Source organism: Pleurocapsa minor HA4230-MV1 (genome assembly GCA_019359095.1).
GTDB lineage: Bacteria > Cyanobacteriota > Cyanobacteriia > Cyanobacteriales > Xenococcaceae > Waterburya > Waterburya minor.
Genome location: JAHHHZ010000011.1, coordinates 406,538 through 428,873, shown reverse-complemented (window position 1 = coordinate 428,873; position 22,336 = coordinate 406,538). Strand labels below are relative to the sequence as shown.

Below are 22,336 nucleotides of genomic sequence, written 5' to 3'. Positions count from 1 at the left end.
TGACGAAGATCGTCTCTGTCATGCGCTCGCTTTCCATGGAAAAAGTAAAATCCTGCGGTGTAATCTGCTTCACAAAAACTCAAAAACCATCATTTTTGTTGATGAAGCGTTCGTATCGTTATGATTTGCCCAAAGGTCATATTGAACCAGGAGAGACAGAGTTACAGTGCGCACTGCGAGAATTATTTGAAGAGACAGGAATTACTCGGAAACAAGTCTGTTTAGAATTAGATTTTCGCTTTAGGACAATTTATTATCCTCGTTATCGACGTTTCGGGGGGGAAAAAGTTGAGAAATCTTTGGTGATTTTTTTTGCTTGGGTAAGTGAAGAATTAGAGATTGTGATGACTGAACATAGTTCTTCCGAGTGGGTTAAGTGGAATCCGCCTCACTATTTTCATAACCGAATTATTGACGAGTTATTAGCAACAGTAGAGAGCAAGTTGATGATCGAGCGCTAGCAATTATAGCCGTACAAAATTAGATTAGGACATTAATAGTAATCGGCTCGTAAGTAGGAAATAGGAAATAGGAAATAGGAAATAGGAAGTAGGAAGTAATATCAAGTCCGCTTAATTACTTCTAATAAAATCTTTGCGTCTTAGCGTCTTTGCGACGCGAAGCTAGTGCTAAAGCATACCGCTTCGCATATCCTTTAGGGCGCGAGTTTTAATTGGAATTGTTTAAACGGACTTCATATAAGAAATATCCTAACGTTTTTATGTATGGCTATAAAACCTCATAAGAAGGATTAAAAAGACTTCAAGCACAAACAAACCTTAAAGTTAGTAACTATACAATTAGCCGTAGCATTAAGAAATTAAAAAATATTATTACTTTGTAAAATTACCCCCAAAATTGTCTTAACCCGAACCTAGATCAGGTAAAGTTTACATAGTGCATTATTTGCGAGATTAAATCGCTATCAAGGTTGAGACGGGATGATAAGTCTACTAAATTGCGATATTTTCCCTGATTTTGACGATGAAAGACAATTTCTTCAGCCAAATCACAAGTCATGGCAGGAATTGCAGCAAGTTCTTGGATCGAGGCGTTATTAATATTTATTTTTACTGGACTAAGAGGACTGAGGCGATCGTAATAGGCAAAAGCTAAAACTGGCTCATAGGGTTGCAAGTGCTGGGGAGAAACATCGATCGCCGCAGCAATATCTTCTAGACAAACTAACTGTACCCCCATCCTGACTAACTCTACCAGCGATCGCGCCTGACGAATAGAAAATCCTGGTAGTCGCAGCCAATCATCCACCGTTGCTAGATTAACGTCAATCTTAATCCCTAATTTAGCAGCGATCGCAATTTCCCTTAAAGACTGAAAACGATAGTAAGGATCGTTGGCTATTTTCTTGCTAATTGCAATTTCAGATAGCTTAAACATGATTACTGATTACTGATTACTGATTACTGTTCATTGCTCAAGTGATTTGTTCTAAAAGCTGGCGGCGTTTTTGTTCAAATTCATACTCTGTAACCAAACCATCTTCTCGTAGCCGATCGAGTTCGCGCATGGCTTCGGCGATCGCTTTTACCTGGGGTGCGCTACTCAAATTAGAATTGTACTTGTGTCCATTGAATTGACGTTCAAACTGTTCGCAATCTTGTACCAGATACCATACCGCATCAATTGCCGAGGCAATACGAGCAATTGGCGTAGACCACAAGAGGATATACATAATGCCCCATACTGGCTGACCTAAATATAGTTTATGCAGTCCGACAACAGGGGTCACAGTACCCAACAAAGCTAAGGCTACAGCAAAACGACGCTTTTTATGGTATTTGAAAAGTTGCTCTAGTATCGACATTTAAGATTTAATTATGCTCAATAATTGAGTTTACTTTAGCCTATTTTTTTGGTGTATCCCAGCCTAGGAAATATTCTGAATAAAACCAAAAACAAGATATATTTTAGTGGTAATTAGTTATCTCTCCCTAATTCCCTAATTCCCTAATTCCCTAGCAAACTATAAAGGCTGAGATGATAGCTGTTCCAGGCTTTCCAAAAGTTAAACAGGGCCATTGTAATCAAAAACAAACTAAAAAACTTACTTACCAAAGAATTGGACATATTGGGTAGTAGCCTCGTTCCCGCTTGAGAACCCACCATGCCACTAATGCCTAAAATTAAACCAGGAACAAATAGAACATTGCCTTTAACTATATGAAATACACAAGCTGAGATAGTTGCTGCCACAATTACCCCTAGGCTGGTGCGAACTGCCGTTTTAATGTCTTCGTTTAAGAGCAACATTTGCAGCGGAACCATAATCACACCACCACCAATGCCCAAAAGACCAGCCAAAAAACCAGCAAGTCCTCCCGTAATAACTCTAGAAATTATGGGATTCAGCGTCTTGGTCTTGGTTGAGTGTTCTTGTTTCCTGTTGGCGATACTTTTTTTAAGCCTAATTAAAGCAATATTGACCAGCATAAAAGAGGCAAATATAATTAACAAGATATACTCTGGTATTTCTCCTGTTAAATATCCTCCCAAAGGAGCAAAGATAATAGCTGGAATCGCCAGATAGATTACCCGCTGGAGATTTAGGTAGCCCATTTTCCAGTTATAAAAGCTGCCTGCACTAGAACTCATGATGATTACCAGAGTACTAGTGGCGATCGCCTGGGGAAAGGGGTAGTTCAAGGCGATTAACAACGATACAATGATGAACCCGCCACCAATTCCTAGTATGCCAGCTAGAACACCAGCAACAAAACCACCTCCAGCCAAAATTAGCCAGCTTCCATCCATAATTTTAATTAAATATACTTAATTAATTGTAGTTAACGGGAAATAAGTATTTGATATAGTCGATTACTATCGGCAAGAGTGACAGTGAAAACTAGGTTCTCATATTCCAGCTTTTCTCCTTGATGGGGAATCTTTTGCCATTGTTCCAACAAAAAGCCACCCAAAGTGTTGTATTCATCTGCTAGAGGTAAAGTTAAATCTAGTTGCTCGTTTATTTCTTCTAGGTTGATCTGTGCCGAAACTAAGAACGTATTCTCGTCTATTTTTTGGACTGCTTCAATTCCCGTTTCGGGATCGCTACCTCCATCACCGACAATTTCGGCAATCAAGTCATGGAGGGTAATTAAACCAGCTGTCCCGCCAAATTCATCGATTACCACCAACATTTTTTGTTGCGATCGCTGCATGGAAGGTAGTAGTTCATTAAGGGATGTTGATTCTGGAATAAAACCGACAGGTTCTAACCATGACTCTAAAGTAGAATCAAAGTTAATGTTGCCTTGTGCCAGCGGTTCAGCCAGTTTCTTATAGTGAATAATTCCGCGTATATCATCGAGCGATTCACCAACTACAGGATATCCTGAATAGCCATATTCTGCGATCGCCTGTAATAAATCACCAAAAGTAGTATTGAGGGTGAGAAATTTGATATCGGTGCGGGGAATCATCACTTCTTCGGCAGTATCATCCCGAAATTCAAACACATTTTTTAGCAGTTGTCTTTGTTCTGCTTCTAAACCAATTGATTCTCTTTCCGTAGCAATCATTAGCTGTAGTTCTTCGGAGGTGACTTTCTCATACCAGCCATCGCCACTATATTCAACTCCAATCAGCTTCAATAACAGACTGGTAGATAAGTTTAAAATTGCCACAAAAGGGCTAAAAATGCGCGCAATAGCAACACTAGGAGGGCCAAAAAACCGAGCTAGTTGCTCAGGATACATCAAAGCTACCGACTTAGGACAAAGTTCCCCTAAAACGATTTGTAGGTATGCCAAAATAATAAATGACAGGGGAAGAGCTAGAGAATGAGCCAGAGATTTAGAGATATAAGTCGGTAAGTTGAGCCGTTCAACTAAGACAATAATTGAGACAGCGATTGTTTTTTCGCCAACCCATCCCAGCGCTAAGCTAGAAAGAGTAATACCTAGTTGGGTAGTGGATAACAAGCGATTGATACTTCTTTGAAGAGACTGTACAGTTTGAGCCTGAACATCTCCATCTTTAACTAACTGACTGATGCGAGAGCGACGAACTGAAACAATCGAAAACTCTGCGGTAACAAAAAAAGCATTGATCGCGATTAAAAGTAAAACACCAACTAGAGTCAACCACAAATTTTGTTCAGCCATCAACCAACTAACAAGAGAAGAATATAAGCCTGCATCACGAAACTAGTTTGCTGAGTCATTATCTATTTTGTTTGATTCACTACATCAGACACTTGTTGCAAAATTTCTTGTTCTTCAATAATTTCCAAACCCTTGTGTTTGCCACCTAAAGGCTTTTGACTGAGATTATCGTCGTCAGAATTAATATTTGGTTGAGTTACTACCTTCAAAGCCTCACTACCCATAAAGTAGCCAATGTAGGAGCTAGCCACGCTAGCCAACAGCATCATCAAAAATAAGAAGATAGTGAGCCACAACTTAACTCTAATTTTCATGCGATCGCAATTTTTTTTGATTTTTTTTAGTTAATCTTGTCAAAGATAACCGACTTATCTAATATAATGGTCTACTGGTGCAAAAATAAATATCCAGGGTTGGCCGAGCGGTTTAGGCAACAAACTCATAATTTGTGCAAGGCAGGTTCAACTCCTGCACCCTGGACTCAATTGAGGAAAGATAAGAAAAAAAAAGCAAGTGAGGTAAATATTACTTTGCCCCACACTTTTGTTATTGCTTATTTCTAGTTTAGTGTTGTCAACATATCAAGCTCAATTAAAAGGCAATATAGCTAGGATTCTCACGCAGAGAGGTGTTATAGGGATTTTCTAAGTCTCTAGTAACAGAATACTCTCCTGACGATGTTTGCTTAATTAGACTTTGCTGATAGAGCTGATCGACTGCCTTACCATCTAAAGAAACATGCTGCTCAGGGAATCCTGTCAAACCAACAATAGTGTTAATTTGACCAAAAATATTGCTTTGTTTAAAAGCATTTTTACCTCTTTTATGATACGCATCTTTAAACGCATCATCTAGAGGCTTCATTTCTGCTTGGGCTTCAACTGCAAATAGGCTAGCAATAGCAGCTATCACTAGAACTTTACTTAATTTAGTAAACTTAATAGACATTACTTTACTTAATATTTGTGATATTTGTGAATAAACTAACGGCTACAGATTGCCTGGTCGTGTTATGATTTCCCTGCTTATCAGGGCGACAAAACTACTGTAACTTCTGCTCAATCCTAGCTGAAGATTTAATGAAAGAACAGTCCACAAATATCTTTTCTATTGCACTCAACTTATGAACACAAAACAAACTTCTCTTTCTTCACTAGCTACAGCCGATACAGATACTTTACGCCAGATTCTTCTAGATTTAATTGTTAAAGATGCCTATGTTGAAGGAGATTTTACTCTTTCTTCTGGAGCGAAAAGTTCTTATTATATTAATTGTAAACAGGTGACTTTAAATGCGATCGGCGCATTAGCTCTAGGTCGTTTACTATACCAAAAGCTACCACAAGATACGTCAGCCGTTGCAGGTCTAACTTTAGGTGCCGATCCGATGGTTTCAGCAGTAAGCATTGTTTCAGCCTATGAAAACCAGCCAATTCCCGCTTTAATTATCCGTAAAAAACCTAAAGGACATGGTACCAAAGCTTATATAGAAGGGCCGACTTTAGCCGAGGGAGCTAAAATAATTGTCTTAGAAGATGTTGTGACTACTGGTGGCTCGGCATTAACCGCCGTCGAAAGATTACAAGATGCGGGATATCAGGTGACGCAAATCTTGGCTTTAGTAGACCGAGAACAAGGAGGAAACGAACTATATCAATCTCAAGGAATTACATTTCAGGCTCTATTTTCTATTCAAGAAATACAACAGCAATATGCTCAAAAAAATACTTAAAAAATTAAGCATTTTTACTTATTTATCCTCTATTTAATTAAAGCTACTTGTTGTTTGTTAGCCTCGTTTATTGATTGTTCATCGATCGCTGTCAAGACTTAGAGCTTCTTCAAAAGACTTTACCTTTCGTTATACGAGACGGTTAAGTTATTAGTTAAGCTGTGGGAGTAATAATTTTTATTCCTATTCTTATGCAAGCATTTTCTCCTCGTAATTCCCCATCAGCAAACTGGTCAACCATAATTATGTTTGCTTTAGGATTTTGGCTCAGTGGCAGCTTGGTTTTTGACTGCTTAGTTGTGCCTGGAATGCTAACTACTGGCATGATGAATGAGCCTGGATTTGCTAGTGCTGGTTACGTAATTTTTGGCACTTTTAATCATCTAGAATTACTTTGTGCTGCCACAGTTTTAGCAGGTTGTTTAGTCTATCGTTATGGCAATAATGCAGTTAGTAATGTAAACACCAAGTCAGTTTTGTTAGCCGCTGGCTTATTAATCATTGCTCTAGCATATACTTATGTTTTGACTCCACAAATGAGTAGCTTGGGTATGCCATTAGATCTTTTTGCTCCTGCTAAAGTCATGCCTGCTTCTATGACTTCAATGCACATTGCCTACTGGAGTTTAGAAATAGCTAAATTAGTTAGTGCTGCCTTCTTATTGCGTCTTTTCTACCGTAATTCTTGTAGCATCGGTTAGTAAATTTAAATAAGTTCAAAATAGTATAAATAGTGTAGAAGTATATAGCTGAGCGCGGCAAATTATTTCTGCACTATATTTTTTTGAATCTCTTGCTGACAAATCCACCAGAAGTAAATAGTTAAATTAATTAGACCAATGAGTTTAGTCCCATCTTCCAACATAGCGCGAATACCACGACCACCAATGGGAGCAATATCGATCGCACTAGAAAATCCAAACAGAAAAAAAGCTAAGAGCAAAGGAAGATAAGGAGTCTGGCGAATTGTCCGACCAAATACTAAAGCGTAGCTGATGATCAGTAAGCCATAAATACTGTATACACTCAATTTAACGACTTTACAAGCACCAAAAAAAGCACATAAAAGAAGAGTTAAACGAAAGCGATCGTCAAAAAAGAGCAGCAGCATAACCAGCGCACTACCCCATAAAAATACCTGAAAAGGACGATTCGACTTAGACAAGAGAAAAGAGGCAAAGAGGCAGATGGCGATCGCTGTACACCAGAGAATTTCTGAGAGACTAGTCAGCCAACCTTCATAAAAAATATTGAAATAAAAAGGATCGCTAAACAGGTTTTCAATACCTGAACCCTTACTTTTAATCTTGGCATAGATGCTTAATAGGCTTAAAAACACAATTGTCAGAGCATTTGACCAAAGTAAAACTGGAATACTTTGAAAGTGCTGTTTTCCCCGATTTAACCAAGACTTAAATATCGGGACGCTAGATTTCTCACTCATTAATTACAATCCAAAATTTTTAGAATCTTAAAAGTTAGATTAATTGCATCCCCCATCTTATCCTTTAAAAAAATATAATGAGATCTAATCCGATTTTCGCTCTCCTGTATCTACGAGTAGCGTATATCTACGCAAAGTTAAATTTACCTTTTTCTTCTAGTTTCCACTGATTTGTAGATACTTTAGTTACTATTGCAGGTCTGATAAGATGATAGCTAGAGTACTGGGGATAGTATCCAGATAAATGAAACAAAAGTCGGGCAATAGTTAGAGAGGTTTCTTTTGCATCAGTTATGTGCTGTATTTCACTCGGTATCAGAAAGTAATTACCTGAGTAGTCAATAATCCAATATTTACCATGAGGAGTATTTTCTAATGTAATTACATCAGGTTTATTGAATGTAATTTGTTCTAAAGTTTCAACGCTAATTGCAACTTTAGCTATTATCAGATCTTGAATCAGCTTTATGTCTTGAGTATATGCTTGTCTAAATTGAGAGATTTGAGTTGTCAAGTCTATTTTTAGATTTTGATTATGGTTATTGTTTGCATCTTTTATATTGTTTTGATTGTCTGGAGCAAAATTAATTTTACCTTTTCTTTCTAGCTGCCAAGTTTCACCATCACTTTTGAGAACTGTAGCAGGTTCAATCACTTCAAGGTCTGTGTATGTTTCTTGATAGTTTTGACAATTAAATATTCTTTGAAAATTGCCATATTGATATGGATTGATATAGGTTTTCTCTTTAGGAATTAAACAATAAACATCATGCCAATTAACAATCCAAAAGTTTCCCTTTTGGTCATTAACAAAATCTAGCTCGCTTTGCGTTCCACCTCTAATTTTTTCCATTGTTTCTTGAGAAACTTTAACTTCGCTGACTTCAAGTTCTCCATTTTTAATTAAGCGATAAAAACTTTGATAGCTTCCATTTAAATTATTTTCTGATTTAATATCTTGTTGATTATTAGAGTTGTCAAAAAAGCTACTATCGCTTTCCTGAGTAAATAAACTATTATGATTATTGTCTTTTGTATCAACTTGATTATATTCATTGAAAGAATTAACAACTTTAGTTTTAAAGTTAGATAGCTGAGATTTAAAATCGGCAATTTTTCCTAGTTGCTGAGCCAAAATTTCTTTTTCTGACAACCATTCTTTTTTTTCTCTTTGATGAGTTTGATGGGATATTTCAGATTGTATTTCCAACTGCGAAATTTTACTGTTTAGTTTATCTAGTTCAGTTTGAAAGGCTGTTAAGCCAGATAAGAGTTGCTTGTTAATTTTAGACTGCTCATCATCAGCTACATTTTGTGACGGCTTTAATTGTGACGATACAGATTTTGAATTTGTACCAAATAATAGGACTCCAGGCTGAAGTAGTTTCCACTGTTTGTTATTAGGTAATAGAGAAAGAACTGCTGGTTCTTCCAAAATGAAGTCACTATTGGGTGAATCATAGTCTCCCATTAATTGAAATAAACTTTCAACTGTTTTCAATTTGTGAATATTAAAACTAATATTATTATTAGGTACTAGCCAATATTTATGCTGTTTATTTTCTAGAGTCGTAATTGCCCAATAATTGCCCTTTACTGTTGTTTCTAAAATTATTTCATCTGAATTTGAACCTCGATAACTATCTGACGTAAGGGTAACGGGGATAATATAACCAGACAACACGGCTACTAATTCGTTATAGGTGGCAATTAATTGAGCTTTAGTTAGATCGACAGGAACAATATGAGGTTTTATAGAAGATGATGCTACTTTTATAGATCGCGCTAATTTAAGAGGATAACTTCCTTTTGCTAATGATTTAGTTAACTCTTCAAAATCGTTTTCAATCGAGCTTATTTTATTAAGTAATGATTCTATTTCTTCTGCCTGTTCTTCATCTCGTTCAACGAGAGCATGTTGCTCTTTTAAGATTTTACCTATTTTGTCAATCAGTTTATCGACAAATCCTTGAGTGACAACTGTATTTTTATCACTTGTAGCCATGAGATTTTGTTAATTCTTTTCAAATAATTGATTGAGGTATGTTTGATTTTTAGTATTTAATAGAAATTTAGCTTACCTTTTTCCTCAAGTTGCCATATTTCTGAATCTATTTGAGATACTTTTGCTGGCTTAACTAATTGAAAATTATGATAGTCAGAAGTTAAGTTAGCACAGTCAAACAAAGATTCAAGAGTAGACTTATTAAATTCATCGAATTTGATTTTGGTATGAGGAATTAGATAATAATTGTTCTCTTCTTCAATAATGCAATACTTCTTCTGAGTCGTATTTTCGAGAGTAACTACATTAGCACTACCAGAACGTCTTTGATTCAGGCTTACTTGCCTTTCTGCAACTAGAGTTTTTGCATTGTCGCATATAGAATTTTTGTTTTGATTATAAGTTTCAACAAACTGTGAAACTTTATCGACAACAACAATTGAATTTAAATGAGATATATCTGAAGTTAAACTGTTATGATAATTTACAGATTGGTTGAATTGCTGTTTACTAAAAAGTTCACGTAATCTAATCTCCGAGTCAATATTTCTTTGATTACTGTCTTGAATTTTTTCAATGATCTGGCGACTTGTTCTATCTAAGTTACTTAATTGATTATCAAGTTCACTTAATTGATTAAATTTACTTATAATTTTGTTTTGATTTTTTGTTAGTTCTTTAATTTGCTTTTGTTGTTTATTTTGAGTTAGAAACCATAATAATAATAAAATAGCCAAAATAGGTAGATCGATAAAAATCAAACTATTTTTCTTAGAAAAAAAATCTTTATTGTTCAAAGATTGATTGATTTCTTTTAAACCCGAATCATTTAAATCTTTTTGAATCTGTGTTAATTGTTCACTAATATCTGGTTTTTGCTCTTCTGGTGTATCTAATGATGGCGTTGGATTGCTTATATTACTATTAGTAGATGACGGTAAAGTTGTATTTTCTGTTGTTGGTAACGGAGATAATGTTGAATCTTGTGCTGATACGGAGTTAGCTATATTTAAAAAAATACTTATGATTAGTGCGAGTTTTGATAAGCAATTAATACCATGTTTATTTATATTCATAAGATTATGCCAATATTTAAATAAATTTAATTTTACCTTTTCTTTCTAGCTGCCAAGTTTCACCATCACTTTTTAAAACAGTAGCAGGTTCAATCACTTCAAGGTCTTTGTATGTTTCCTGATAGTTTTGACAATTAAATATTCTTTGAAAGTTTCCGTATTGATATTGATTGATATTTATTTTCTCTTTGGGAATCAAACAATAAACCTCATGCCAATTAACAATCCAATAATTACCTTTCCGATCATTAACAAATTTTAGTTCACTATTAGTACCACCTCTAATTTTTTCTACAGTTTCTTGAGGCACTGCTACTTTAATAGCTTCAAGTTCTCCATTTTTAATCAAGCGATAAAAACTTTGATAGTTTCTATTTGAATTAAGTTCGGGTGCGGTATCTTCTTGAGTATCAACACTTTTAGACGATTCGCGATCGCCTGTCTCATTGTAAAGACTACCTTCTTGTGGTTCATTTATTGAATTGGGATCATTGTTTACATTGCGATCGCTTTCTATTGAAAAAATGCTATGATTTTCGTTATCTTTTATATTGCTAACATTTTTATTATTCAAATCATCTGGAGTGTTTTCTATTGGTAATAATGTTTGGATATCTTTGGTGCTTATAGAGTTATTTGTTGTCTTGGGATCAACATTAGAATAATTATTTTTACTTTCCAGAAAACACTTCAATTCAATTACTTGCTCTTTTAAAGTTTCTATTTCCTGAAAGTATTCTTTTTTACTATACTCAATTATGTCGATTAGTTCATCCAATTTTTGATTATTCGCCTTCTGATTATCTGGGTCTAATGTCTGAATATGTAAAAGCAAATTGTTTTTAGATTTTGCTTCTTCTTCCAAACGATTGACAATAGTTGGAATATAAGTTGCTAAAATTGGATGTTCTGGATTAATTCCTATAGAATCCAAATCATCTTTCATCGACCAATTACATCTTTGACAATTCCTTACTTCTTCTCTATGAGAATATTTACAAACTGGACAGTCTGGCATAACCGCTAATGCTGCTAAATAACTAAATTTGAGAATCACTAGAATCATGAGATGGTTTGCCGATCATAAATTGCCTCTCACCTCACAATTTATCGAGGGATAAATTAAAGTCAAAAAGACTAAATTATTTACCAGCCCATTCTTTAGCTAAAACTCGCAACAGAGCTTTTAAACCTAAGATAAAAGGCGCATCAGGGCGAATATCTTCAGCATCACCTTTGTAAAACTCTTTGAGTAACATCGCATCTAATTCCTTTCTAGTTTTGCGATAGAGTTGTTCTTTATATTTTGCTTCTAAACCCTTTCCTCTTTGATGTTGAGGCATTGGTTTAATATCTTCCAACTTTAATTCTTGGATACCTAAGTTAAATTCATTCATAAAGGTGAATAATTGACCAAGTTCGGGAATTTTGAAGTCTTTAATTGTATCTTCCCACTCTAGACGACTATCGTATTCAATCTTCTCGCCGTTAATCTCACATACTTCTCCTGCAATCAATGGGTCTTCTTGTCTTGCGGTTAGTCCTTTAAGACGGGTATCGCTGAGAACTAAACCACAGGCTACCTCATCTTTGGGTTTTTGACTCAAGCGAGTTTTTTCTTCCGTGTCTTCAAAACCAGAACCTCTACTCAACATATAGCTGAATAAATCGTTGATATCAGAACTAGGATCAAATTCACCGCTATTATCTAGCCAGTTAAGTAAGCGAGAACCGTTACCACCAACGTAGGTAGGTGTAATTTCGTCTACGCTATATTTTCCTTCGGCATGAAGCACTTTTAAGAGAATGCCCACGTAGTAATATAGTCCTGCTGTACCAAAGGCGATTAAACGGACTAAGCCCTGAAATTCGGGGTCTTTATCAAAGTTTTTGATCTTCTCTTTGAGCCATTGTTCTGCTTTGTGACGGAGTAAAACATCGAGTTTGGCATAAAAACGCTCTTGTTTTAAGCCTTTCCAATCTTCAGGGTTTTCCTGGAAGCTTTTACAGAGAAAATCGATATTAACTTCAAAAAATTGTGAAATTAATTGACGACCTGCTAATCTAACGGAACATTGGTGTACTAGCTGATTGTTTTCCCAAATTGAAATATCTGATGTCCCGCCACCCATATCGATACAAGTGCTACGAACTAAATCGTAATCTTCTTGATCGGCAAAATATTGGGCAACAGCTAGACTTTCAGTACGGAAATAGTCTAAATCATCTTGTTTGGGGCAAATTTGCTTGATTCCCGTCTTTTGTTGCAAGTTTTCGGTGATTTCTTGCCAACTTTTAATATATCTACGACGATCGCTTTTGGCGAAAGCAGAAGGATAAGATAAAGCCCATTGAATTTCTTTGATTCCTTTACTGACAGCTAAAGCAGAAATATGTAAGACTAAATGTTCTAAAAATAGACGATTGGGAACAAAATTATCCCATTTTAAATCTGTTTCCATCCAATCATTACTAGGTCTAAAGCGATCGCTATTATCGGGAATATAAATCCGTCCATCAAATAAAGCCCGCTCTTTACCTTTGGCACAATTAGTTTTACCTCTGGTAGTTAAAACACTAGAAAGAGGTAGAGGCTTTTCTAAAGGAATAAAGTTTTCAGGAATAAAATATTCAAATAATACAGGAGTACGAGTTTCAATATCCGCTTCTGTTACTTTGTGGTGTAGAGTTTCTAAAGATAAAGGTTCGACAGTACCTCTGCGGTTGACATAGATATTGGTGAAAGAAGTCCCAAAGTCTACTCCCACACGCCACTCACCAGTTAAGTCGATTCTGGGTGGTGTTTTCAGCAAGATTAAACCAAAAGGCTGACGGTTCTGACTTTGACACAAAATATGGGACGGATATTTATCCAGTCTGGTTAGTTGATAATTACCCCTTCCCTGCTGGAAGACATGGGGTTCTTTTGCTTGAGAAAAACTGACCTGAAACGTATCTTCTCCCAAACCTGCATCGTAATAGAAACCATAATATTCTTGCCAACCTTCGGCTTGGAAATGAGGCCATACTTCTAAGATAGGCACGCCGTCAGCTAAAGCATTTTCTTCTTTTAGTGGATAATCTTTGTAGATGCGATAATTTTGCGGTTGATTATTATTGCCCGAAAGAGGTAAATCTAACTCAATTCTGATAAAAGAGCCATCGCTGCTGTTGAGAGGAGTTATATTGAGATGACGGATCAGATCTTCGGGGGTGAAATATTCCAGCAGAAGCGGATTTAAGGGCAGTAAGGGGGTAATTCTGCGTTTGTTAAAGATTAAAGGTTGAGTTTCTGGAGGTAAATAACCACCAGGTAAGGCATCTTCGATATCGATAAAGGTTAATTCTGGTAAAAATAAATCCTTAGATTCGATCCAGCGTACATTCTGCCAGATGACTTTACTCGTTTTTAAATCTTCTAGTCGCAGTGATGCTAAAGTTTGGTCTTGATGTATCCAAATATTTTGGGGTGATTTTCCCCAAGCTTCCGCTATCTGCGGATCGAGGATCAGTAAGTCTGGTACTGTGCCTAAACCTTTACTACCAATCAAGCGCACGTTAGATGGTTGCGCTTCGGCTTTGGCAGGCTTGTTAATCCCATTGAGGACACCACGATTGAGCGATACGCCAAAAAACTGCGGATTATCGCTTAAACTTAAGGCTTGTTCGGGATAAGAACCCAAACTATTGCGAAATTCATTAATTAAACCGCTAATTTCATCGATCGCCCTGGGTTTACCTTGATAATTATGCAGATGATTGCCTAAATTTTCTAACCACCGCCATAACAAGGCTTTTTCATTCTCGTTAAGGTGATTACCAGTCAGGGGAGATCCTAAACATTTTGTTTCCTCATTCCACCAGGGTAAACCAGACCAATTACCTTCTTCGGAATTAGCAACTATGGTACTGGGTGAAGTCATTCCCACGGGTTGATTGTTCCACAGGAAAACATAAACTTCCTGCCAAGGATTATTACCATCAAGACTATAAAGAGCATTAACGGGATTGGGTAACAGTTGGTATAAAGCTCTACTAAAAGGCTGCTGTTGGCGTAATTTGCTCAAATCCACTAGTTGAGCGGTTAAAGGAAATCGTCTGACTTCGGCTAACGCTACAGCAGCTAACATTCCCTGCCACTGAGCAATGATTTCTCTACGAATAGGATAGTTTTTATTGTGTAACGCCATCTCTATAGACAGAGGACGCGCCCACATAGTAGGAACAGAACTTACGCTTTTAGTTTCTCCCGAAGCTTGATAATCGAGACTGGTTGCTACATTCTGAAACGCCGATTTTGATTCTAAGCTTGTCCAAATTCCTTCTCTTTCTGGAGGTCTAACATCTGTTCCTGTTTTTAATTTCGGTAATATTAAATTAGCCATAGTTTTTAAGTCAAAAGTTTTTAGAGTAGGTTGGGTTAAGCGGTAGCGCAACCCAACACCAGTTGTAGATTTTAGCGTTGGGTTTCGTTCCTCAACCCAACCTACATTTATTAATAGGGTTAGCTAAAAGCTAAAAGCTAAGAGCTACAAATAACAACGTCTAAAGCTGACAAGCTTGATATACAGCTTGAGCTAATCCCACCGTGCCGTTATTATTGCCTTGAATATTTTTGGGATGGAGATTGTTTTTAATTCTGGTTGGTTCATCGTTGCGTTGTCTGGTTTTGGCATCGCGGTTATCTCCCAGGATCAAATCTTGTAATTTAGTTCCCTGAAGATTATTGACTTGGGCAAAAATGCTGTGTTTAAATAATTCAACTCGATCGCTTTCACATTGATGAATTTCTTGTAACCAGCGTAAATAGTCTTTACACCAGTTATTAATTGTGGCGATCGCATTTTGCTGTTGGTCACTGTCAAACTGGAGTGGTTTCTTAGGATCGGTATCATAGAATCTACTCAACCAAGGAGCAAATCTGATATAACTTTTAAATCCTTCTTGTTTGGCACTGGTTAATTCTGGAGCAATTTCTGCTAGCCAAGTATAGGCAAATCTAGTCGTACTACCTAAAATCTTTTGGACGTTGTGGCCATCGGGAATGTCATCCCAATTGATATATTGCGATCGAGAACGAGACAACAAGACAATTGTTTCTTCTTGGGGATGAGTTTCCGTTAGAAAATGTCTGGCAGCAAGACCAGCATATAATTCAATAAAATGAGGTTGATTACACTGGGTATTTTTACCAATGCTGAAATTTACTCTGGCTAAATTCTCGTTACCTAATAAATAGACGGTATCAAAAATGCCTTGAGCTTGGGTGACATAGTAGCGCAGTGCTGCTTCTGTATTGAGCAAAAACTTATCCGACTGAGCATAAATGCCGTTTTCACTTTCTCCCGCAGGAGCAGTAAAGCCAAAATAAGGCAGAATAAAAACAGAACCAATCTTGACTCGCTCTCTAATTTTGATGTCGTTTAATTTGTTAGCAATCAAGCGAGCAATAGTAGGTAATCCTGATGCGCCAGTACCACCAAAGATCGAACCACACAACAACACTTTTGGTTGTTTCCCTTCGTTGACATCCGCTCTAATTTGCTCGATAAAAGTCCCCCAGGGTTCTTCATCTAAGCGATTTAAGTCTACTTGACTCATCACCGCAGCACCAATAGCAGGTCTACCACGAAAACCTACGTCTAAATTTTCTTGTTTTTCTGTATCAGTATAGAGAACATCAAATAGATTAGCTAAGGCCGGCTCGCTTTGCTTAATGTTGTTGTAGTTAAAAAACGCACTTAATTCTTTGTTTAAGCTATTTTTAGCAAATGGCGACCACAGATCGAAAGATTTAATTGATGTCTGCATCCAAGGACACTGCTGTTTATCAATCGCCGACAATATTCGTTGACATGCAGTTTGAATATTTAAACTATTTCTCGCTCTTTCAACATTGCCATTGCTTTCATCGGCATCTATAAATAAGACTTTGATTGGCTCTTGCGGAAATAAACCGACTGATGCTAGATGCACTACCGATTCTACACATTTTGCCCCACTGCCACCAATACCAATTAAATAAATAGTCATTTTTTAATCTCCAAAAACTCTGCGTATTGTGCCTGAACCTGGGGGTAAATACATAAACAAATTAGGTGAACTTAAAGCAGTTCCTAGCCAGAAAATCCAAATTACATCAAATAGTAAGAAAAATATTGATGAAAGTAGGGCATCATCGCTAATCTTATTAAGATAAATAGCAATAAAAATACTTAGAACATTAACAAATAAAAGTGCATACCAAATACCTTGCCAGGTTTTTAATTCGCTGCCGTTAGCTTTGGAACGAATAGCAGAAACAGACCAGAAAATGACAGAAATTAAAGATATTGCAAAAACAATACTAGCTTGGTTCATATAATAACTACCAATCCATTCTTTAAGATCGGGAATATCAGTAATTCTAACTATTCTTAAATCATAAATTTTTGGCTGACCGAGAAAAATTATTAATGCACCAATAATTAGACAAATTATTAGTCTAGTTATTTCTCCTGATTTCATATATTTAGCTTATTGTCATAATAAATATTAGTTAATTACAATGTAACTCATAAAGTTTTAATTGAAAATGTCATATTTATGTGTATTAATACTGAAATTTAGGCAAAATTAAACAATTTATTTTTAACTACAATTATGTTTATATCTAACAGAAATATTATTTATTTAGCTATTCTAGCCATGTTGTCTGGCTGTGTTGCGGTTGCTAAAGGAGAGCCAGAAGGAACATTAGTAAATGACGATCATGCCAATTTACATTGTGAATTGGAGCGAGTTAAGCAAAAAACTGAACTAACTAATCCTTTAGCTATTGATTTTAATGTTGATGGTTCTGGCTCAATGTTGGGCTATATAAATCAAGAAAATAGTTCTTATATCCAAGCCTTAAAATTATTAGATAGTACTTTAGGTTTAAGTGGTAGTCGTTCTAAAGCTACTGTTAAATACTATCGTTCTGGAGATCATCAACATCAAGCAAAAGAACTAACTCGTTCTGAATTTAATAAAGCGCACAAATCAGAATTTTATGATGGGAAGAAATCCAATTTTCCTGCTGTTTCTAGTGATTTGGGTTCTCTAATTACTAAACCTAAAAATAGCGATCGCCTGACTGTGATAGTTACGGATCTAGATCAAAATGATGGTGATGTTAATTTGATTGCTAATAAAATCAAAGAAAATTATTTTAATAATCAAGCTGAAAATTATGCCGTAGGTATTTGGGCAGTAAAAAGCGAATTTAATGGCACTGTTTATTCTGCCAGTGATGCCGATAAAAAGTTTAACTACAACACTGAAGGGAAAACTAGCAAGCAGTATCGACCTTTTTATGTACTATTTCTAGGTCACCATCAGGATATTGCTAATTACTTTGATAAGTTAGCCAAAGAACAAGGAGATTTAAGCGATCGCAGTCAGTTCTTAATTTTTTCGCCACATAATTTAGTTGCAGATGTATCTTATCTCAATTCTCCACTTAACTTATCATCAGATTTAGCAGCACCCAACTTATTACATAATGGAGATGTATCGGTAGAGAAGAATAATCAACCAATAGAATTATTAGAAATTAAGAATAAAAATACTGATTCTTTAGAAATAAAATATCAACTTCCCCTCAAACAAATTAATCATACTTTATCAGCCGATCCTCATGATTTAAAAATCGCCACAAATGTCAGTGCGTTTGATAAATTTAATAAACAACAGTTTAAACAAGCGCCTGCTGCTGAAAAAGCTTTGAATTTTAAAGATTGGCAAATTAATGACAATCAAATTGAATTTACTACCAGCATAAATCCAAATAACTTTCCCGAATCCAATATTTATTATTTTGCAGTCGATGTTGTGGCTAAGGACTTGCAAAAACCTGAATGGTGGAGTGAGTGGAATCTCAATAGTGGTAGTGATGGTTCAAAAACTAGTAATTTATACGGCTTTATGAATAGCCTAAAAAATATTACTTTAAACTCAATGGATGAGTCTACTTTAACTATTGGACGTTTATGTTATGCCATCCAAAAAGATTAATCAATTTAAGCGTGATCGCTATCTTTTCAACTTGTGATTTATATCTTCATATTATATTTATTCAATGGCGATAATAGAGTCTTAAATATAATTTTTATATACTAGTCAGATCATGTTGAATTCTAAAATAGAGAACAAGATAAAATTGTTGGAGGAAAAATTACAAGAGATAGATACTAGTATTACTGACTCCATTGAACGTAATGAACGTAAAATAGAATTACAAAAGCAAATCAAAAAGCTTACTAGAACAAAAAATAATTTCGAGAAATTACAGCAAGAACAGCAAGAACTTGAATCTTTAAAAACTGATTTTTTGATAACTCATGAACAAGAAACTAATAAACAACAAGATAGTCAACATTTACAAGAACAAAATTCAGTAACCGAGAAAATAAAATCTGAAGTAAGACAAGATAATATTAATAACCAAGTTCTAAATGATTGGGATCTACCAGTCAATCAAAGCTCCGAAGACTGGACTAATGATTCTTATACTTTAGTTTCAGATGATTCTATTTTTTTGGTAAATTCAAGAGAATTACCCGAAAGTGTAAATAATCCCCAGACAACTCATCTAATTTATTTATCCAAAAGAGCAATTTGGATATCAAGTATATTTGCTTTATTTGGATTCATTTTTCCTTACGTATATACAAGAAGGTGGAAACCATTATGTATCTTATTTATTGCAATGGTATCTGCTACTATTTTCATTTCTGATGAAAGTACTTTAGTAGCTGCTCCTTGGATATCAGCTATTGATAATGGAATTGCAATTAGTAAATCGAAAAGTAAGGTTAAGCTTAAAATAGTATAAAAGTATAAAATCATTTTTTCAAATTAACCTTATAAAGTTATTCGCTGGATGAATTATTAATTCTAATTATTGAATTTTGGACAATTATGTAAACAATTGGCTATTTAAAAACAAACAACAACTAGAAAAAGCGATCGCCATCTTTTTGGATTGTGATTTGTATCTCTTTAAGATCTCAGTTAATTGGTAATAATAGAGTTTTAAATATAAATTATTTATATTTATAGGCTTATATATTATGTCAAGTTCTAAACTAAAAAGAGATATTCAATTGCTGGAGAAGCAGTTAGAAGAAATAGATATCAAGATCTCAGATCCAATTGAGCGGAGCGAGCAAAAAAAACAATTAGAAAGAGAAATTAGAAAGCTTGAACGTTCTAAAAGTCAGATAGAACAACTCGAACAAGAACAGCAAGAACTTGAATCTCTCAAATCTGAGTTTACATTAAATAGTAATGAGTTAGTAGATAAAAGAAAATCTACACAAGACAAACAAGTAGAGCATACCGCTTCTGTAGTCGATATCTCTATGGCAGTAGAGCCAGAAATTAATCTGAGTAAACAAAGAGAAGATAGCCAAGTTATTAATACAAACCAGAGTGAAAAGAATTCTGATGTTACTCCAATTAATCCTCCATCCAACAACTCAAAACAATCAGGAACAGCTTGGATTATTGGTGGTATGATTGGATTCTTTATTTTCTTAGGTTTAATAATAAATGGTCACCAAGCAAATCAAACAGCAAGCAATATCGAACAACAAACTTCTGAATCTATAGAAGTAGAAAAATCATCAGATGAATCTCTCCCATCCACAGAAACTTATCAACAAACAGATTTATCTTTATCAAACCTTGAAATAGAAAACGCTTCTCAGTCAATTCCATCATTTACTCAACAAGAAGCTGTTAACTTACTAGCAAGATGGTTAGATGCCAAAAGTCAAATATTTGCTCCGCCGTTTAATAGAGAATTAGGGGCTGAATTGCTCACTGGCAAAGCTTATTACGATAATATAGGCAGTCCTGAAGGATCGGTTGCTTGGCTGCAAGATAATGCCTCTTACTATATCTATGATCTTCAAAGTATTGACTCAGTAGAAAATTTTGCTGTGAACGAGGATTACGCCACTATTGAAGTAATTGTGACAGAACAACGTACTCTTTATAATCAATACGGCAATATAGATCGTAATGCTAGTGGTTTCGATACCAGATTAGTACGCTATGATCTTGAGTCTGAAAATGGACAGTGGAAAATAGCTGATTACCAAACCATAAAAAAAATTAAATAGCTGAGGTAAATTATATGAAAAATAAATCTCAGTTCTCTACAAAAAATCAAAGTTATTTAGAAAAAGATCTTTGTTTATTTGACCTATTTTATTTGTTTAAAATAGGATCTATATCTATACTAACTACATTAATAATGATTGGTATTTGGCAAATAGCTAAATTAAATCATCAACCACCGGGAAATTTAAGCGCTAAAGAAATATCAAAAAATATCATTACTAAAAGTTTAATTAATAGTGATTCAAACTTACATGATAATCAAATAGAAAAAGCGTCCACAACGTATCCTACTTCTTTGCCTGAGACTCGATTAACACCGAGGCAAAAGCTAGTTTACAATGTAAAAGTTAACCCAAATATACGTCAAAGTCAAGATTTACAAAAAATAGTAGATCGAGTTATAAATTTGGCTTCAAAGAAAGGTTTGCCAACCACTTCTTTATCAGTTACATTAATCGATCTGAAAACTGGTGAAGAAGCTTCGTATCAACAAGAAAAACCTAGATATCCTGCAAGCGTTGTGAAACTTTATTGGTTAGTTATGCTTCAAGCTCAATTACAAGAGAAAAATTTGATTGAAGATGAACAACTGAGCTTAGACTTGCACAAAATGATGAAAAAGTCAGATAACGAAGCTGCTAGTCGCATTTTAGATCGAATTAGTGATACTCAATCTGGTTCAAATCTAAACACTAAAGAGCTTGAGCTTTGGTTAAATAAAAGGAAGCAAACCAATCGCTTTTTTATCGATGCGGGATATGAAGATTTAAATATTAGTCAGAAAACTTTTCCTATTCCCTACCTCAAACTTTATTCACCACAAGGAAGAGAATTACAGATGAGAGAAAATAAAGATAACCCGATTCGTAATAAGATAACCACCAAACAAACTTCTCGACTAATGTATGAAATTGTCAAACGACAAGCAGTTTCTTCGGATAAAAGCTCTAAAATGCTAAATTTATTAGCTATTGATGCTACTACTAGAATTAAAAGTAGAGTTGATAAAGACCCAAATATATTTAACAATGTACGCGGTTTTTTTAGTCAATCTTTGCCAGACGATATCTATTTTGCAGCCAAAGCAGGGTGGACTTCAGAATCAAGAGGAGAAACCGCATATATAGCTACTGCCGATCAAAAAACAGAGTACATATTAACAATTTTTGCAGAAGATCGTAGTTATGCTCATGACTGGAATATTTTTCCTGAAATGTCACGACTTGTTTTCAATGATATGAAAGTGCGAAACAATATGAACTAAAATATCTTGGCGATCTAATTCTCGACTTCAAAAAGTTTATCAAAACGTTGTATGATTGAACTTACACAGATATTGCCCGCGCTTTTTCCGAGATAAGCGCGATCGCTTGGCAATTTCCACTGGATCAGCAGCACCCCACCATGTTTTAAGGGCGATGAATTGATCTAAGGAATCAATTGAAGGCTTGCTCAGAATAGGACTGGGCAAATTTACTACCGAAGAAGAAGTTTCAACTGACAATTCAACTAGCTGATTATCCGCCCTACCACAGTAAATATAACCCTGTTGAGCGAGCCAAAAGCTGGCTCGAACAGCATTGAAGTGGCAGCTTATTAGATAGTGTAGATACTGTGCTACAGTTCGCTTCAACCCTAACCTTTAAGGAAAAAAATCCAGTGGTTACTTTGATTAACAAGCTTGATCAAACAGGGGTCAAACTGACAAAAGTTGCCATGGCAGAAGTTGAACAACAGATTCAACGTTTACCAAACTTGAAAAAATGGTTTGTTGAAATCTTTAGCTCTTCTACTTGATTTTTA

The 22,336-nt window shown here is 35.3% G+C and carries 22 protein-coding genes and 1 tRNA gene; 10 read left to right on the top strand and 13 right to left on the bottom strand.

The window, feature by feature from the left end:
• Positions 1-62 precede the first annotated feature (62 nt).
• Positions 63-461: an NUDIX domain-containing protein gene (locus KME09_04325; GenBank protein ID MBW4533142.1), complete on the top strand. Its 399-nt coding sequence runs from the start codon at positions 63-65 to the stop codon at positions 459-461.
• 418 nt (positions 462-879) lie between these two features.
• Here the strand turns inward: KME09_04325 and KME09_04320 are convergent, their stop codons facing one another.
• The 5 genes from KME09_04320 to KME09_04300 all read right to left on the bottom strand — a co-directional run bounded on the left by KME09_04320 (position 880) and on the right by KME09_04300 (position 4,438).
• Complete coding sequence (locus KME09_04320) at positions 880-1,398, bottom strand: ComEA family DNA-binding protein (protein ID MBW4533141.1); 519 nt, start codon at positions 1,396-1,398, stop codon at positions 880-882.
• 37 nt (positions 1,399-1,435) lie between these two features.
• Positions 1,436-1,825 carry an SHOCT domain-containing protein gene (locus tag KME09_04315; GenBank protein ID MBW4533140.1) on the bottom strand — a complete coding sequence of 130 codons (390 nt, stop codon included), beginning with the start codon at positions 1,823-1,825 and terminating at the stop codon, positions 1,436-1,438.
• Positions 1,826-1,968: 143 nt separating this feature from the next.
• The gene (locus KME09_04310) at positions 1,969-2,772 is read right to left on the bottom strand and encodes a sulfite exporter TauE/SafE family protein (protein MBW4533139.1); all 804 of its coding nucleotides are present in this window, start codon (positions 2,770-2,772) and stop codon (positions 1,969-1,971) included.
• A gap of 32 nt (positions 2,773-2,804) precedes the next feature.
• The gene (locus tag KME09_04305; protein ID MBW4533138.1) at positions 2,805-4,124 is read right to left on the bottom strand and encodes a hemolysin family protein; all 1,320 of its coding nucleotides are present in this window, start codon (positions 4,122-4,124) and stop codon (positions 2,805-2,807) included.
• Between the two features lie 62 nt (positions 4,125-4,186).
• A complete protein-coding gene (locus KME09_04300; GenBank protein ID MBW4533137.1) occupies positions 4,187-4,438 on the bottom strand; it encodes a hypothetical protein in 252 nt (83 codons plus the stop codon).
• A 93-nt stretch (positions 4,439-4,531) separates the two neighbouring features.
• Here KME09_04300 and KME09_04295 point away from each other — a divergent pair.
• Positions 4,532-4,604, top strand: a tRNA-Ile gene (locus tag KME09_04295).
• Positions 4,605-4,715: 111 nt separating this feature from the next.
• Here KME09_04295 and KME09_04290 read toward each other — a convergent pair.
• A complete protein-coding gene (locus tag KME09_04290; protein MBW4533136.1) occupies positions 4,716-5,072 on the bottom strand; it encodes a serine/threonine protein kinase in 357 nt (118 codons plus the stop codon).
• A 175-nt stretch (positions 5,073-5,247) separates the two neighbouring features.
• Between KME09_04290 and KME09_04285 the strand changes: the two genes are divergently transcribed.
• Both KME09_04285 and KME09_04280 read left to right on the top strand, forming a co-directional pair.
• A complete protein-coding gene (locus KME09_04285) occupies positions 5,248-5,856 on the top strand; it encodes an orotate phosphoribosyltransferase (GenBank protein ID MBW4533135.1) in 609 nt (202 codons plus the stop codon).
• Positions 5,857-6,047: 191 nt separating this feature from the next.
• Positions 6,048-6,557 (top strand): DUF4149 domain-containing protein, encoded by a 510-nt coding sequence (locus tag KME09_04280; GenBank protein ID MBW4533134.1) that lies wholly within the window; start codon positions 6,048-6,050, stop codon positions 6,555-6,557.
• A gap of 62 nt (positions 6,558-6,619) precedes the next feature.
• Here KME09_04280 and KME09_04275 read toward each other — a convergent pair whose 3' ends face one another.
• From KME09_04275 to KME09_04245, 7 genes are all read right to left on the bottom strand, one after another.
• Positions 6,620-7,300 carry a hypothetical protein gene (locus KME09_04275; GenBank protein ID MBW4533133.1) on the bottom strand — a complete coding sequence of 227 codons (681 nt, stop codon included), beginning with the start codon at positions 7,298-7,300 and terminating at the stop codon, positions 6,620-6,622.
• Positions 7,301-7,427: 127 nt separating this feature from the next.
• On the bottom strand, positions 7,428-9,305 hold the full coding sequence (locus tag KME09_04270) for a hypothetical protein (GenBank protein MBW4533132.1): 1,878 nt from the start codon (positions 9,303-9,305) through the stop codon (positions 7,428-7,430).
• A gap of 56 nt (positions 9,306-9,361) precedes the next feature.
• Positions 9,362-10,381 (bottom strand): hypothetical protein, encoded by a 1,020-nt coding sequence (locus tag KME09_04265; GenBank protein MBW4533131.1) that lies wholly within the window; start codon positions 10,379-10,381, stop codon positions 9,362-9,364.
• 16 nt (positions 10,382-10,397) lie between these two features.
• Entirely contained in the window at positions 10,398-11,447 is a 1,050-nt protein-coding gene (locus KME09_04260) for a hypothetical protein (protein ID MBW4533130.1), read from the bottom strand.
• A 76-nt stretch (positions 11,448-11,523) separates the two neighbouring features.
• Positions 11,524-14,766 (bottom strand): hypothetical protein, encoded by a 3,243-nt coding sequence (locus KME09_04255; protein MBW4533129.1) that lies wholly within the window; start codon positions 14,764-14,766, stop codon positions 11,524-11,526.
• A 160-nt stretch (positions 14,767-14,926) separates the two neighbouring features.
• Positions 14,927-16,414: a tubulin-like doman-containing protein gene (locus KME09_04250; protein ID MBW4533128.1), complete on the bottom strand. Its 1,488-nt coding sequence runs from the start codon at positions 16,412-16,414 to the stop codon at positions 14,927-14,929.
• Positions 16,415-16,417: 3 nt separating this feature from the next.
• Positions 16,418-16,888: a hypothetical protein gene (locus KME09_04245; GenBank protein ID MBW4533127.1), complete on the bottom strand. Its 471-nt coding sequence runs from the start codon at positions 16,886-16,888 to the stop codon at positions 16,418-16,420.
• A gap of 135 nt (positions 16,889-17,023) precedes the next feature.
• Here KME09_04245 and KME09_04240 point away from each other — a divergent pair, with 135 nt between their 5' ends.
• The 6 genes from KME09_04240 to KME09_04215 all read left to right on the top strand — a co-directional run bounded on the left by KME09_04240 (position 17,024) and on the right by KME09_04215 (position 22,330).
• Entirely contained in the window at positions 17,024-18,418 is a 1,395-nt protein-coding gene (locus KME09_04240) for a hypothetical protein (GenBank protein MBW4533126.1), read from the top strand.
• Between the two features lie 112 nt (positions 18,419-18,530).
• Positions 18,531-19,238: a hypothetical protein gene (locus KME09_04235; GenBank protein ID MBW4533125.1), complete on the top strand. Its 708-nt coding sequence runs from the start codon at positions 18,531-18,533 to the stop codon at positions 19,236-19,238.
• A gap of 238 nt (positions 19,239-19,476) precedes the next feature.
• Positions 19,477-20,532, top strand: coding sequence for an ARC6/PARC6 family protein (locus tag KME09_04230; GenBank protein ID MBW4533124.1), 1,056 nt, complete (start codon positions 19,477-19,479; stop codon positions 20,530-20,532).
• A 14-nt stretch (positions 20,533-20,546) separates the two neighbouring features.
• Entirely contained in the window at positions 20,547-21,797 is a 1,251-nt protein-coding gene (locus KME09_04225) for a class A beta-lactamase-related serine hydrolase (protein ID MBW4533123.1), read from the top strand.
• Positions 21,798-22,030: 233 nt separating this feature from the next.
• Positions 22,031-22,117, top strand: a complete 87-nt coding sequence (locus tag KME09_04220) for a hypothetical protein (protein ID MBW4533122.1) — start codon at positions 22,031-22,033, stop codon at positions 22,115-22,117.
• A 30-nt stretch (positions 22,118-22,147) separates the two neighbouring features.
• Positions 22,148-22,330: a hypothetical protein gene (locus tag KME09_04215; protein ID MBW4533121.1), complete on the top strand. Its 183-nt coding sequence runs from the start codon at positions 22,148-22,150 to the stop codon at positions 22,328-22,330.
• Positions 22,331-22,336 lie beyond the last annotated feature (6 nt).